General features: G+C 59.5%; 14 protein-coding genes. 9 read left to right on the forward strand and 5 right to left on the reverse strand.

Annotation, left to right across the window (positions count from 1 at the left end; genetic code table 11):
* Positions 1-36: 36 nt before the first annotated feature.
* From HKK53_RS01935 to HKK53_RS01945, 3 genes are all read left to right on the forward strand, one after another.
* Positions 37-795, forward strand: coding sequence for a class I SAM-dependent methyltransferase (locus tag HKK53_RS01935; protein ID WP_169369088.1), 759 nt, complete (start codon positions 37-39; stop codon positions 793-795).
* Between the two features lie 91 nt (positions 796-886).
* The gene (rnhA, locus tag HKK53_RS01940; RefSeq protein WP_054047533.1) at positions 887-1339 is read left to right on the forward strand and encodes a ribonuclease HI; all 453 of its coding nucleotides are present in this window, start codon (positions 887-889) and stop codon (positions 1337-1339) included.
* A gap of 67 nt (positions 1340-1406) precedes the next feature.
* Positions 1407-2773 (forward strand): IS3 family transposase gene (locus HKK53_RS01945; RefSeq protein WP_169369089.1). Its coding sequence is split into 2 segments (ribosomal slippage): positions 1407-1875 and positions 1875-2773, totalling 1368 coding nucleotides; the frame shifts between segments, so codons are not numbered across the junction.
* 53 nt (positions 2774-2826) lie between these two features.
* Here HKK53_RS01945 and HKK53_RS01950 read toward each other — a convergent pair.
* Positions 2827-3132, reverse strand: coding sequence for a DUF2388 domain-containing protein (locus HKK53_RS01950; RefSeq protein WP_169369090.1), 306 nt, complete (start codon positions 3130-3132; stop codon positions 2827-2829).
* A 188-nt stretch (positions 3133-3320) separates the two neighbouring features.
* Here HKK53_RS01950 and dnaQ point away from each other — a divergent pair, with 188 nt between their 5' ends.
* From dnaQ to HKK53_RS01965, 3 genes are all read left to right on the forward strand, one after another.
* Positions 3321-4079 (forward strand): DNA polymerase III subunit epsilon, encoded by a 759-nt coding sequence (gene dnaQ, locus HKK53_RS01955; RefSeq protein WP_169369091.1) that lies wholly within the window; start codon positions 3321-3323, stop codon positions 4077-4079.
* 129 nt (positions 4080-4208) lie between these two features.
* The gene (locus tag HKK53_RS01960) at positions 4209-6464 is read left to right on the forward strand and encodes an Orn/Lys/Arg decarboxylase N-terminal domain-containing protein (RefSeq protein ID WP_169369092.1); all 2256 of its coding nucleotides are present in this window, start codon (positions 4209-4211) and stop codon (positions 6462-6464) included.
* A 14-nt stretch (positions 6465-6478) separates the two neighbouring features.
* A complete protein-coding gene (locus HKK53_RS01965; RefSeq protein ID WP_169369093.1) occupies positions 6479-7093 on the forward strand; it encodes a GNAT family N-acetyltransferase in 615 nt (204 codons plus the stop codon).
* On the opposite strand, the gene HKK53_RS01970 is transcribed toward HKK53_RS01965, so the two are convergent.
* The gene (locus tag HKK53_RS01970; RefSeq protein ID WP_169369094.1) at positions 7059-7952 is read right to left on the reverse strand and encodes a LysR substrate-binding domain-containing protein; all 894 of its coding nucleotides are present in this window, start codon (positions 7950-7952) and stop codon (positions 7059-7061) included. The genes HKK53_RS01965 and HKK53_RS01970 overlap by 35 nt on opposite strands.
* 88 nt (positions 7953-8040) lie before the next feature.
* The gene (locus HKK53_RS01975; RefSeq protein WP_169369095.1) at positions 8041-8301 is read right to left on the reverse strand and encodes a hypothetical protein; all 261 of its coding nucleotides are present in this window, start codon (positions 8299-8301) and stop codon (positions 8041-8043) included.
* Positions 8302-8477: 176 nt separating this feature from the next.
* Here HKK53_RS01975 and HKK53_RS01980 point away from each other — a divergent pair, with 176 nt between their 5' ends.
* Positions 8478-9038, forward strand: a complete 561-nt coding sequence (locus HKK53_RS01980) for an NADPH-dependent FMN reductase (RefSeq protein WP_133836173.1) — start codon at positions 8478-8480, stop codon at positions 9036-9038.
* 47 nt (positions 9039-9085) lie between these two features.
* Here the strand turns inward: HKK53_RS01980 and HKK53_RS01985 are convergent, their stop codons facing one another.
* Positions 9086-9622, reverse strand: a complete 537-nt coding sequence (locus tag HKK53_RS01985; RefSeq protein WP_169369096.1) for a TetR/AcrR family transcriptional regulator — start codon at positions 9620-9622, stop codon at positions 9086-9088.
* Positions 9623-9676: 54 nt separating this feature from the next.
* Here HKK53_RS01985 and HKK53_RS01990 point away from each other — a divergent pair, with 54 nt between their 5' ends.
* Both HKK53_RS01990 and HKK53_RS01995 read left to right on the forward strand, forming a co-directional pair.
* Positions 9677-10780, forward strand: a complete 1104-nt coding sequence (locus tag HKK53_RS01990) for a DUF2855 family protein (RefSeq protein ID WP_169369097.1) — start codon at positions 9677-9679, stop codon at positions 10778-10780.
* 222 nt (positions 10781-11002) lie between these two features.
* A complete protein-coding gene (locus tag HKK53_RS01995) occupies positions 11003-12286 on the forward strand; it encodes an arsenic transporter (RefSeq protein ID WP_169369098.1) in 1284 nt (427 codons plus the stop codon).
* 108 nt (positions 12287-12394) lie between these two features.
* On the opposite strand, the gene HKK53_RS02000 is transcribed toward HKK53_RS01995, so the two are convergent.
* On the reverse strand, positions 12395-13345 hold the full coding sequence (locus HKK53_RS02000) for a DUF1853 family protein (protein WP_169369099.1): 951 nt from the start codon (positions 13343-13345) through the stop codon (positions 12395-12397).
* Positions 13346-13348: the final 3 nt, after the last annotated feature.

A 13348-nucleotide genomic window follows, 5' to 3' on the forward strand; every position in this document is an offset into this window, starting at 1 on the left:
CGCATCTTAGAACTTCCTGGCGCTTTGGAGAATGCAATGACCGATAAAGCGTTCGCTCAGGCCGATCCTGAGTGGCTGACATTGATCAGCGCCGCCCGTGAATGGTTGTCCAGCCCGATCGGGCAATTTCTGCTGGACGAAGAACGGCGCATGCTCGAAGACGAGTTGGGCCGTTTTTTTGGCGGTTACCTGGTGCATTACGGTCCATCGGCCGAAACGCCACCCTCGGCGCCACAGGTACAGCGCAACGTGCGACTGGGTGCGCCGTTGCCCGGCGTCGAGATCGTTTGCGAGGAGCAGGCCTGGCCCTTGAGCGAACACGCCGCCGACGTGGTGGTGTTGCAGCATGGGCTGGATTTCTGCCTGTCGCCCCACGGTTTGCTGCGCGAAGCGGCGAGCAGCGTGCGGCCCGGTGGGCATCTGCTGATCGTCGGCATCAATCCCTGGAGCACGTGGGGCCTGCGCCATGTGTTCGCCCACGACGCCTTGCGCAAGGCCCGTTGCATTTCGCCGTCGCGGGTCGGTGACTGGCTGAACCTGCTGGGTTTCGCGCTGGAGAAACGCCGCTTCGGGTGCTATCGTCCGCCGCTTGCGTCGCCCAAATGGCAGACCCGTCTGGCCGGTTGGGAACGCAAGGCCGGTGACTGGCAACTGTCGGGCGGCGGCTTCTATCTATTGGTCGCGCGCAAGATCGTGGTGGGCCTGCGCCCTGTGCGTCAGGAGCGACGCGAACCGATGGGCAAGCTGATTCCGTTGCCGATGGCCAAGGTCAATCGTCGTCATATCGAGCCGTAAACACTCTTTATTTTCCCGGCCGGGCTAACCCGGCCTCGGGCATCGTCGATCCTGGATCGGCGAGCCACCGCATTTTTCTGGATAGATTGGCATGAGCGATAGCGTAGAACTGTTCACTGATGGCGCCTGCAAGGGCAACCCTGGCCCCGGCGGCTGGGGCGCATTGCTGGTGTGCAAGGGCGTCGAAAAGGAACTCTGGGGCGGCGAAGCCAACACCACCAACAACCGCATGGAACTGATGGGCGCGATCAAGGGCCTGGAAGAACTCAAGCGCTCCTGCGACGTGTTGCTGGTGACCGACTCCCAGTACGTGATGAAAGGCATCAACGAGTGGATGGCCAACTGGAAGAAGCGCGGCTGGAAAACCGCGGCGAAAGAACCGGTCAAGAATGCCGACCTTTGGAAGTTGCTGGACGAGCAGGTCAACCGCCACACCGTGACCTGGAAATGGGTGCGTGGGCACATTGGCCATCATGGCAACGAACGGGCTGACCAGTTGGCCAATCGTGGCGTTGATGAAGTGCGCGGCTACAAACAGGATTGATCTGTGCTGATCGCTCCCACGCAATGGTCTGCACCCCAAAAGTTGGACACAACCGATGGGGTGTTTCATGGGGAAGTACACGGTTCAAGCGAAGCTGTCAGCGGTACAGGATTACTGCACCGGCGAAGCGGGGCTTAGAGATGTAGCGCATCGTCACGACGTGGATTTTTCGTCGTTGCGCCAGTGGGTCGCGGCCTACAAGGTGCACGGCCCGGCCGCTCTGGAAGTAAAAAAAGTGCAGCACTACAGTGCTGAATTCAGGATGTCCGTCTTGAAGCGGATGCGTGAAGAGCAGCTTTCCTACCGTCAAGTGGCCGCGCTATTTGATATCCGGAAATTCAACATCGTCGGCGATTGGCAGCGCCGCTATGATGAGGGCGGTGAAAATGCCCTGCTCAGCCAACCCAGACGAACTGGATCTACAAAGAAAATGCCCAAACCGCCCGAACCTGCCCAGCCTCTGTTACCTGATGAGTCCCGTTCCCGGGATGAGTTGATCGCAGAACTGAATCAACTTCGGCTGGAAAATGATTATCTAAAAAAGCTCGATGCCTTGGTTCAGAAGAAACGAGCAGCGCAACAGAAAAAGCGCAAATCGTAATTGAACTGAGGCAGCGGCACTCTCTCGACGCCTTGTTGAAAATCACCGGATTGGCGCGCAGCACGTTCTACTATCAGCAGAAAGTGCTCCAGGCGGCTGATAAGTATGCGGAGCTGAAAGCCAAGATATGTGAGGTCTTCAACAAAGAAGAAGGTAAGTTTGGCTATCGCCGCGTAACGCTGGCAGTGCGCAAGGCCGGTTTCTTGATCAACTACAAGACCGTGCAACGCCTTATGGCTGAACTTGACCTCAAATGCCGAGTACGTGTGAAGAAGTACCGCGCCTACAAAGGTGAAGTGGGGCGAGCCGCCCCCAATCTTCTGAACCGCGATTTCCAAGCATCACAACCCAATCAGAAATGGGTAACCGACGTCACGGAGTTTAAGGTGGGAGGACAGAAGCTGTATCTATCGCCAATTCTGGACCTCTATAACGCCGAGATCATTTCCTACGATATCGCCAGACGGCCGTTGTTCAGCATGGTCGGGGCAATGCTTAGTAAAGCTTTTGCGCGACTAAAACCGGGCGAAAAACCCATCTTGCACTCAGACCAAGGCTGGCAGTACAGGATGCCTATTTATGACCAGCGCCTAAAAGAGCACTCGGTCACAGCGAGCATGTCGCGCAAAGGGAACTGTTACGACAACGCGGCCATGGAAAGCTTCTTTGGCACGCTCAAATCCGAATTCTTTTACCTGAACAAATTCAGTAATCTTGACGAGCTTCAGACCGGATTAGTGGACTACATCGACTATTACAATCACCGGCGCATCAAGCTGAGACTAAATGGAATGAGCCCTGTGGAATACAGGACCCAATCCGTTCAGGCCTAGAGCCACAATCGTCCAACTTTTGGGGTGCAGACCACAAAGCGTGGGAACGATCATCACAGCATCAAGATCGCACTTGCCAGTTGTTGATCTGTGTAGGACGTCTCCGGAATCATTTCACGAATCCGCGCAAACGCCGCCTCGATCCGCACTCCTCGGATATTCCCCTCACTGGCCACAAACGCCGCTGCGTCATCCTTGGCCGCCAGCACAATCTTGTCGTCGCTGAACGAGCCGCTGGTGCCTTTGGTTGAACTCATGCTCAGGCTCACGGTGACATCGGTGCTGATCACAAAACTGGTGGCTTGGGCGCCTGGGCCCAGCAAACAGGTACTCAATAGAAACAATCGTGCAGTCTTCATGACGAGGTCAAACCCTTGGAATTCAAGCCCTCCACGCTAACGAACCACTGTCCTGCAGACTTTATGAGCTTTGCTAATGATTGTTAAAAAGTGCGTGAGCGCCGGTCGCCCGGCAGCGCGCGCCGGATCCCGCGAGCGTGTTAAGATCGCCGCTTTTGCACGATTGACCCGTTGAGAGCTGAGCACTGATGGCCACCAGATCCGTTGTACTCGATACCGAAACCACCGGCATGCCGGTGACCGACGGCCACCGGATTATCGAAATCGGTTGTGTCGAGTTGATTGGTCGGCGCCTCACGGGCCGGCATTTTCACGTTTACCTGCAACCGGATCGCGAGAGTGATGAGGGCGCCATCGGCGTCCACGGCATTACCAACGAATTCCTGGTGGGCAAGCCGCGTTTCACCGAAGTGGCCGATGAGTTTTTCGAATTCATCAAGGGCGCACAGCTGATCATCCATAACGCGGCGTTCGACGTTGGCTTCATCAACAACGAATTCGCGCTGATGGGCCAGCACGATCGCGCTGACATCACCCAGCACTGCTCGATCCTCGATACCCTGATGATGGCCCGGGAACGTCACCCGGGGCAGCGCAACAGCCTCGACGCCTTGTGCAAACGCTATGGCGTCGACAACTCCGGCCGTGAATTGCACGGCGCCTTGCTCGACTCCGAGATCCTCGCCGACGTTTACCTGACCATGACCGGCGGGCAGACCAGCCTGTCTCTGGCGGGTAATGCGTCTGACGGCAACGGTTCGGGCGAGGGAGCGGACAACTCTGGCACCGAAATTCGCCGCCTGCCGGCCGATCGCCAGCCGACCCGGATCATCCGCGCGAGCGAAGATGATTTGGCGCAGCACATTGCGCGCCTGGAGGCAGTGGCTAAATCCGCTGGTGCTCCGTCGTTGTGGCAGCAGTTGGTGGAAGCCAAGGCTCAGGCGTAGGCGATCTTTTCATTTCTGGCAACACAGTCATGCCCTGGGGCAAGGTGCCATCCTCGCCACATCCGCCGCAACCCTCTACCCTGAGGTAATTGGCAGGCCACGGTCTGCCGCCTCAGGACACTGAGCCCCATGTATAAAGATTTGAAATTCCCGGTCCTGATCGTCCATCGCGACATCAAGGCCGACACGGTTGCCGGTGACCGCGTGCGTGGCATCGCCCGGGAGCTGGAGCAGGAAGGTTTCAGCATTCTCAGCGCGGTGGATTACACCGAAGGGCGGCTCGTCGCATCGACCCATCACGGCCTGTCGTGCATGTTGATCGCCGCCGAAGACGCCAGTACGAATTCTCATTTGTTACACAATATGGCCGAATTGATCGGCCTGGCCCGGGTGCGCGCGCCGGACTTGCCGATTTTCGCCCTGGGCGAGCAAGTCACCCTGGAAAACGCCCCGGCCGACGCCATGGCCGAGCTCAATCAACTGCGCGGCATTCTGTACCTGTTCGAAGACACCGTGCCGTTCCTTGCCCGCCAAGTCGCGCGGGCGGCGCGCAAGTACCTGGACGGTCTGTTGCCACCATTCTTCAAGGCCCTGGTGCAGCACACCGCCGATTCCAACTATTCCTGGCACACCCCCGGCCACGGTGGTGGCGTGGCGTATCACAAGAGCCCGGTGGGGCAGGCGTTTCACCAGTTTTTCGGGGAAAACACCCTGCGTTCGGATTTGTCGGTGTCGGTGCCGGAACTCGGTTCGCTGCTCGACCACACCGGCCCGTTGGCCGAGGCCGAAGCGCGAGCCGCGCGCAATTTCGGCGCCGATCACACCTTTTTCGTGATCAACGGTACCTCCACGGCGAACAAGATCGTCTGGCATTCCATGGTCGCCCGGGATGACCTGGTGCTGGTGGATCGCAACTGCCACAAGTCGGTGCTGCACTCGATCATCATGACCGGCGCCATCCCGCTGTACCTGTGCCCGGAGCGCAATGAGCTGGGGATCATCGGCCCGATTCCGTTGAGCGAGTTCAGCCGCGAGTCGATCCAGGCCAAGATCGACGCCAGCCCACTGACCAAGGGCCGCGAGCCCAAGGTCAAACTGGCGGTGGTGACCAATTCCACCTACGACGGCCTCTGCTACAACGCCGAGCTGATCAAGCAGAACCTCGGCAACAGCGTCGAGGTCTTGCACTTCGACGAAGCCTGGTACGCCTACGCGGCGTTTCACGAGTTCTTCGCCGGGCGCTTCGGCATGGGCACCTCGCGCAGCGAAGACAGCCCGTTGGTGTTCACCACCCATTCCACGCACAAACTGTTGGCGGCGTTCAGCCAGGCGTCGATGATCCACGTGCAGGACGGTGGTGCGCGGCAACTGGATCGCGACCGTTTCAATGAAGCGTTCATGATGCACATCTCTACTTCGCCGCAATACAGCATCATCGCTTCGCTGGACGTAGCCTCGGCGATGATGGAAGGGCCGGCCGGGCGTTCGCTGTTGCAGGAAATGTTCGACGAAGCCCTGAGTTTCCGCCGGGCCCTGGCCAATCTGCGCCAGCACATTGCCGCGGATGACTGGTGGTTTTCCATCTGGCAACCGCCATCGGTGGAAGGCATCACCCAGGTCATCACTGAAGACTGGCTGCTGCAACCCGACGCCGACTGGCACGGCTTTGGCGGCGTGACCGATGACTACGTGCTGCTCGATCCGATCAAGGTCACCCTGGTGATGCCGGGCCTGACCGCGGGCGGCGCCTTGAGCGAGCGCGGGATTCCGGCAGCGGTGGTCAGCAAATTCCTTTGGGAGCGCGGGCTGGTGGTGGAGAAGACCGGGCTGTATTCGTTCCTGGTGCTGTTCTCCATGGGCATCACCAAGGGCAAATGGAGCACGTTGCTCACCGAGTTGCTGGAGTTCAAGCGCAGTTACGACGCCAATGTCAGCCTGAACACCTGCCTGCCGTGCGTCGCCCAGGAAAATCCGGCGCGTTATCAAGGCATGGGCCTGCGGGATCTGTGCGATCAACTGCACGCTTGCTACCGCAGCAATGCCACGGCCAAGCACCTCAAACGCATGTACACCGTGCTGCCGGAAATCGCCATGAAGCCCGCCGACGCCTATGATCAATTGGTGCGCGGTGAGGTGGAGGCGGTGTCGATCGACGCCCTGGATGGGCGAATCGCCGCCGTGATGCTGGTGCCGTACCCGCCAGGAATTCCGTTGATCATGCCCGGTGAGCGCTTCACCGAGTCGACCCGATCGATCATCGATTACTTGGCATTTGCCCGTACCTTCGACAGCAGCTTCCCGGGATTTGTCGCCGATGTGCACGGATTGCAACACGAAGACGAGGGCAATGGACGGCACTACACCGTCGATTGCATCAAGGAATGAGGACCTTTCCCAGCATGCAACCGGTCATGAATCCGAAATACCCAGGGCTGTCGGTGCGCGTTGCCGACGATGGTTTTGCGGCCTACATCTGGGGCAGCGATTTCAGTTTTGAAGTCGCCGCCTATGGTGCTGCCGAAATCGGCAAGCCGGTGGCGCAGTGGCCGGTGACGCCAATCACCCCTTATCGAAAGTGCTACGGCATCGATCCGGAAGAGTTCAGCAGTTTCCGCGATGCCGCCGACAGTGCGATTTTCATGGCGTACCTGGATGACGAGCCGGTGGGCCATCTGGTGATCAGCACCAACTGGAACGGCTTCGCCCATATCGACGAACTGGCGGTGCATGCGCCGGCGCGGCGGCATGGCGTGGCCAAGTCGTTGCTGGATGTCGCACAGTTCTGGAGCCGCAAGAAAAAGCTGCCGGGCATCATGCTCGAAACCCAGAACAACAACCTGGGCGCTTGTCGACTCTATGAGCGCTGCGGTTATCAGATTGGCGGGATCGATCATCTGCGCTATCGCGGTATCGACCCGAACACCGCCGAAGTGGCGTTGTTCTGGTATCGGTTGTTCGATAACCCGTTGGAAAACCCGCTCAGCTCGCCAACATCGCCGCGGCTTGTTCCGTGATGATCGCCAGCAACGCCTCAACGGCGGGCGAGGGCTCGCCGTTCTTCAAGGTCAGGGCGTAGAGGCTGATCGGCACGGCCGGCGCCAGCGGGCAGGCGTCGAGTCCGGACGATTTGGCGCCGAGGGCGGTGAACGGGTCGACGATGGCCAGGCCTTCACCGGCCTCGACCATGCTGCGCATCATCTGATGAGTCTGGACGCGGGTCTGGATCACCAGGGCCGGACGCAGCGCCTGTAACTTGGTCTCCAGCGCCGGGCTCAACGGGTCGTGACCGTCGAGGCCAACCATCGACTGACCGGCCAGATCCTGTACCGACACATACTTCTGCTTGGGTTGCAGCCAGCCGTGAGGTGCCAGTAACTGGAGTTTGCCCTGGGCAATCACCTGGCAATCGATATCGGCGTGGTCGGGGTCGTGCAGGCTCAGGCCCAGATCGCTTTCGCGCAACAGCAGGCTGCGGACGATTTCGCGGGTGGGTTGGCTCAGGAGGGTGCACGGCGCATCGGGGAAACGTCGGCGCAGGGCCGCAATGCTGTGGGGCAATAACTGTTGGGCCAGCGGCGGCGTGCCGATGACGCGCAGCGGTGGCGCCAGGTATTGCTTGAGACTGTTGGCCAGGCGCTGCACCGGCTCGAGAGCTTCATAGACGTGAGCGATTTCGACCTGCAACTCCCGCGCCTCGCGCGTGGCCTGCAAGCGGCCGCGCACGCTGGAAAACAGCATGAAGCCCAACTGACCCTCGGCGTCGCGCAAAATCCCTTCGACCTCGGTCACCGGCAACTGCAGCCATTCGGCGGCGGTGCCCAGGTGACCGGTCTGCAAGAGCGCCTGGATCACTTCGATATGACGTAAACGCATGCGTGAAGTCCATGTTCAGCAGGTGAGGGAGTCAGTGGCTGAATCCTAACTCAAGTGCGTGCATATGACTTCTGCTCATAACACAGGGTTATGAAGCGACGGTGGTTTCCGGCAGGCTACCGACGTAGGTGTCGGGTTCGCGAACGATAGTGACATCCGACTGGATCAACAGAAACTGGTTGTCGTCGAGCTTTTTAACACGATCGCCAATGGCCAGCTTATAGGTGGTGACAGGCTCCGTGCCGCCGAGCCCGTCTGCCGACGGGGTGGATTCCTGGAACTCATGCACGGAATAAACGCGGCCTTCCGCGTCTCTTGCATGGAACTGACCGACGAGTACTGCTGCCATCTGCTTAGAACCTCTGGAGATAAATCACTCAATTTGCGGTTCTGTAGACCGTGGTTGGGCGAGGTAAGTTTTCCTACAGGAAAAAAATAGTCAGGGGCGGCGATTTTCGCTCGCCCGCTGATCGAATCGTCATCTATAACTACAGGCTCTTTCCATCGGACAGTCGAGAATCTTCCATGAGCAACGTCTATACGATCGCCGTTGTGGTCGGCAGCTTGAGAAAAGAATCGATCAACCGCAAGGTCGCATTGGCCCTGGCTGATCTGGCGCCTGCCAATCTGAAATTGAACATCGTCGAAATTGGCGACTTGCCGCTCTACAACGAAGACATCGATGGCGCTTCACCGCCGGCAGCCTACAGCACTTTCCGACAACAAGTGAGCTCATCCGACGCAGTGCTGTTCGTGACCCCGGAATACAACCGTTCCGTGCCGGCGCCGTTGAAGAATGCGATTGATGTGGGATCGCGTCCTTATGGCAAGAGTGCCTGGAGCGGTAAACCGGGAGGCGTGATCAGTGTTTCGCCGGGCGCGGTGGGCGGTTTCGGCGCCAATCATCACTTGCGCCAGTCCATGGTGTTTCTCAATGTGCCGTGCATGCAGCAGCCGGAAGCCTATCTCGGCGGGGCGGGGACGGCATTTGACGAGGCGGGCAAACTGTCGGAATCCGTAAAGCCGTTTTTGCAGAGCTTCATCAATGCCTACGGGCAATGGGTGGAACAACACAAAAAAGTCTGACAACTGACCTGTAGGAGCGAAGCTTGCTCGCGAAAGCGGTGTGTCAGTCAGCATCGATGTTGAATGGGACGACGCCTTCGCGAGCAAGCTTCGCTCCTACAGGGGGTAGGGCGCTCAAGCAATCGGCTACAAATCATCGTCTCCATTTCCGACAGCCAGGCGGCGGTTTGATGTTCGATCACAAACACTTCATGGTTGAACAGCGGTTGTCGCACGGCGTCCGGCTCGCAGGTCAGGCAGATCAAACGTTTGATCCGGGTTAGCCAGTCCAGGTCGTTGGCCTGTACCACCTGTTCGTCCAGGTGCCGTAACAATTCATCGAGGGAATGCCGGATATAACCGGACAACAAGGCTTCTTTGCTCGGGAAATAATCGTACAGCGTGCCAATGGCCACGCCTGCTTCCAGTGCGACTTCGCGGGTGGTCAGCCCCGACCAGCCGTCGCGCTGCCAAATCCGAACAAACGCCTGGTAAATTGCCTCGACGGTGAAGATCGCGCGCGCCTGACTTGGCCGTTTCAGCGGTTTGGCGCGGGGATTGACGGTTGCCGCGCCATCCTTGGTGTTTCCGAACCCGCTTTTCATGGGCTGCGACTACTCTGGTGCTTCCGCTACTCACTCGCAGCAGGAGTTTGAAAGATGCAAAGCCCGAGCACGGTAACACGGCTCATCACCCGTAAAAATGCCCTTGACCAGAGCCGGATCGAACAGGAACAACGCAGCCTGATCCCGGCACCCGGTGAGATCATCCTGAAGATCGATCGCTGCGCGTTGACCACCAACAACATTACCTACGCGGCGTATGGTGATTCGATGAACTACTGGGGGTTCTTTCCTACGGGGTTGACGGAATGGGGCCACATCCCGGCGTGGGGGTTTGCCGATGTCGTGGCATCGGATGTCGTGGGCATCAAGGTGGGTGAGCGCTTCTACGGTTACTTCCCGATTGCCAGCCATTTGTGGATGCGTCCGGGCCGGGTTACCGAGCGCGGCTTTTACGATTCGGCCGAACACCGCCAGGCGTTGGCCTCGGCCTACAACCAATACACCCGTTGCAGTTGGGATTCGTACTACACGCCAGGCACCGAAAACCTGCAGATTTTGCTCAAGCCGCTGTTCCTGACGTCGTGGATGTTGGCGGACTTCCTACAAGACAAGGCGTTTTTCGGTGCAACCCGGGTGGTGTTCTCCAGTGCATCGAGCAAAACCGCTTTTGGCACCGCAATGTGCCTGGAAAACAGTCCCGGCCTGGAACGGATAGCCCTGACCTCGGCCGATAACAAAGCCTTTGTCGAAACCCTGGGTTGTTACGAACGCACGGTGTCTTATGCCGAACTGGAGAGCCTGCCCAATGATCGTCCGACGCTATATGTGGATTTTTCCGGCGACCTCAAGCTGCGCGACCGTGTGCATCAGCATTTCGCCGCTCGATTGGTCTACAGCTGTTTCGCCGGCTCCGCCCAGAGCACCGATAAGGCGCAACTGACCGCGATCTCCGGGCCGCAGCCGGTGTTCTTTTTTGCGCCGATCCAGATTCGCAAACGCAATGCCGAATGGGGCCCGGAACAGGTCAGCCAGCATATTGGCGAAGGGTTGCAGCGGTTTTATGGGTTGTTGACGGCCACGTCCACGCCGTTGCTCGAGGTGGTTGAGAGTGAAGGCTATGAAGCCGCGCAACGTGTAATATCCCGGCTGTTTCATGGGCAGGTTGCGCCGGGCGAAGGGCATGTCATCAAGTTGTAATTACTGACCCAACAACAATCCCTGTAGGAGCGAAGCTTGCCCGCGAAGGCGTCGTCACATTCAACATCAATGTTGACTGACACGACGCCTTCGCGGGCAAGCTTCGCTCCTACAGGGGATTCAGGTGTGGCGGGATTTTGCGTCCGTCCACGGAATTATCGCCCCGGCCTTTCACTCTGTTGCATGTCCCCCATCCCGATTGTCTGTTCAAGGCTGCTGTGCATGCTCATTGCGTCGTTGATTTTCCTGCTGACCATCACCTTGGTGATCTGGCAACCCAAAGGCCTCGGCGTTGGCTGGAGTGCGGTGTTTGGCGCGGTGTTGGCGCTGCTCTTCGGGGTGGTGCACCTCAGTGACATCCCGCTGGTGTGGCAGATTATCTGGAACGCCACCGGCACCTTTGTCGCACTGATTATCATCAGCCTGTTGCTGGACGAAGCCGGGTTCTTTGCCTGGGCGGCGTTGCACGTGGCGCGCTGGGGCAAGGGCAGCGGGCGCAAGCTGTTTGCCTTTATGGTGTTGCTCGGGGCATTGGTGTCGGCGTTGTTTGCCAATGACGGCGCGGCGCTGATTCTCACGCCGATCGTGATTTCCATGTTGCTGGCGCTGCGCTTTTCGCCCGCCGCAACCCTGGCGTTCGTGATGGGCGCCGGGTTTATCGCCGACACCGCGAGCCTGCCGCTGGTGGTGTCGAACCTGGTGAACATCGTTTCCGCCGACTTCTTCCATATCGGCTTCAATCGCTATGCGGCGGTGATGATTCCGGTCAACTTCGTCAGCGTCGCCGCCACACTGGGCATGTTGATGTGGTTTTTCCGCAAGGACATTCCCAAGGCCTACGACCCCGAACAACTGGAAGACCCGGCCACGGCGATCCACGACAAAGCCACGTTTTATGCCGGTTGGGCGGTGTTGGTGATCCTGCTGGTCGGTTGCTTCGCCCTGGAGCCGTTGGGCATTCCGATCAGCGCGATTTCAGCGGTGTGCGCGGCCTTGCTGCTGGCCATCGCCGCCCGCGGCCACAAGATTTCCACGCGCAAGGTGATGAAAGAGGCGCCGTGGCAGATCGTGATTTTCTCCCTCGGTATGTACCTGGTGGTCTACGGCCTGCGCAACGCCGGGCTCACCGATTACCTGGCCGGTTGGTTGAACGGCTTTGCCGGTTACGGCGTCTGGGGCGCGGCGATGGGCACCGGGGTGCTGACGGCGCTGCTGTCATCGATCATGAACAATTTGCCGACGGTGCTGATCGGCCTGCTCTCCATTGATGCGAGCCAGGCCACGGGCGTGGTCAAGGAAGCGATGATCTACGCCAACGTCATCGGCAGCGACCTGGGGCCGAAAATTACCCCGATCGGCAGTCTGGCGACGTTGTTGTGGCTGCATGTGCTGGAGCGCAAGAACATCAAGATTGGCTGGGGGTATTACTTCAAGGTCGGGATTGTGCTGACGGTGCCGGTGTTGCTGGTGACGTTGGCGGCGTTGGCGGTGCGGTTGTCCATTTAAACCGTGGCGGCCCATTCGCGGGCAAGCCTCGCTCCTACAGATTGTCCGCGCGTCCTTGTAGGAAGCGAGGCTTGCCCGCGAAGAGGCCCGCCCAGACACCACAAATCCTCAACCACTGCCCGGCACATTCGGCCAAAGATCCGCCACCAGAAACAGCCGTTCGGCTTCTTCCCAATCCCCGTTGGCATTCTCGACCAGCCGCACCATCAACTGCGCCGGCGCCAACGGCTCAAGTTCGCCGAGCCAGGTCCGCAACTGTTCGGTGGTCCAGGTCTGCTCCGCCGGATAATGCGCCGGCGCCAGCCAGGCATGGCGGGGCAGGGGTTGCCAGCGTCCGGACGGGCGCTGCACGACAAAGTCCGCCCAATCCTTCTGATGCAGCCAGCTGCCGCGCAAATGCTGCGGATGCGCGCCGCTCGGCGAGTTAGACTGCCCCGGCCACGGATACAGCAGGTAGCCGCCCAGCCACAAATGCGCGCTGAACTGCTGGATATCCAGCGCTGCCAGCACTTCACGACTTTCCGGCCGGGCGGAAATCGGCAGTTGATGCTGGCTCAAGTGCGCCAGTTTGCGGTCCAGCCGATCGTGACAGCCGGGGCCGAGCCACTGGGCGGTGTCGTGGCCATCGCCATTCTGCGGGCCGAGGTAGAGCTTGATTGCCAGCTCCAGGTGATGCACGCCATCGCGATCACGCAGCAGCATGTCCAGCTCACCGAGGGTGTGACCCTCGCGGCGGATCGGCAGGTTGGCGGCGATCAACTCGATACCCGGCGCATGCCGCACCGCGTATTGCCACAAGCGCTCGTAATACAGGCCCAGGCGCCGGGTGCGCGACTGCGCGAGCCAGTGCAGCAAGTCATAACTGTCGCGATCCAGTTGCCGCAACCAGCGTTCCAGGCCTTCCGGCGCCTGCACCCAATCGCTGCCGGCCAGCGGATGACGCTGCGGCCACGGCGGTTCGCCGAGCATCGGCGGTGCGAGGATGACCCACGCCAGGTCGCGCACTTCCGGGTGGCGTAACTGGTGGGGTAGCTGGAGCAAATCCGGGAATAAGATCATTCT

It is taken from the genome of Pseudomonas sp. ADAK7, from assembly GCF_012935675.1.
Taxonomy (GTDB): domain Bacteria; phylum Pseudomonadota; class Gammaproteobacteria; order Pseudomonadales; family Pseudomonadaceae; genus Aquipseudomonas.

Coding starts and splice junctions, on each gene's coding strand:
- HKK53_RS01935 (WP_169369088.1), top strand. CDS start 37: ATGACCGATAAAGCGTTCGCTCAGGCCGATCCTGAGTGGCTGACATTG.
- rnhA (WP_054047533.1), top strand. CDS start 887: ATGAGCGATAGCGTAGAACTGTTCACTGATGGCGCCTGCAAGGGCAAC.
- HKK53_RS01950 (WP_169369090.1), bottom strand. CDS start 3,132: ATGAAGACTGCACGATTGTTTCTATTGAGTACCTGTTTGCTGGGCCCA.
- dnaQ (WP_169369091.1), top strand. CDS start 3,321: ATGGCCACCAGATCCGTTGTACTCGATACCGAAACCACCGGCATGCCG.
- HKK53_RS01960 (WP_169369092.1), top strand. CDS start 4,209: ATGTATAAAGATTTGAAATTCCCGGTCCTGATCGTCCATCGCGACATC.
- HKK53_RS01965 (WP_169369093.1), top strand. CDS start 6,479: ATGCAACCGGTCATGAATCCGAAATACCCAGGGCTGTCGGTGCGCGTT.
- HKK53_RS01970 (WP_169369094.1), bottom strand. CDS start 7,952: ATGCGTTTACGTCATATCGAAGTGATCCAGGCGCTCTTGCAGACCGGT.
- HKK53_RS01975 (WP_169369095.1), bottom strand. CDS start 8,301: ATGGCAGCAGTACTCGTCGGTCAGTTCCATGCAAGAGACGCGGAAGGC.
- HKK53_RS01980 (WP_133836173.1), top strand. CDS start 8,478: ATGAGCAACGTCTATACGATCGCCGTTGTGGTCGGCAGCTTGAGAAAA.
- HKK53_RS01985 (WP_169369096.1), bottom strand. CDS start 9,622: ATGAAAAGCGGGTTCGGAAACACCAAGGATGGCGCGGCAACCGTCAAT.
- HKK53_RS01990 (WP_169369097.1), top strand. CDS start 9,677: ATGCAAAGCCCGAGCACGGTAACACGGCTCATCACCCGTAAAAATGCC.
- HKK53_RS01995 (WP_169369098.1), top strand. CDS start 11,003: ATGCTCATTGCGTCGTTGATTTTCCTGCTGACCATCACCTTGGTGATC.
- HKK53_RS02000 (WP_169369099.1), bottom strand. CDS start 13,345: ATGATCTTATTCCCGGATTTGCTCCAGCTACCCCACCAGTTACGCCAC.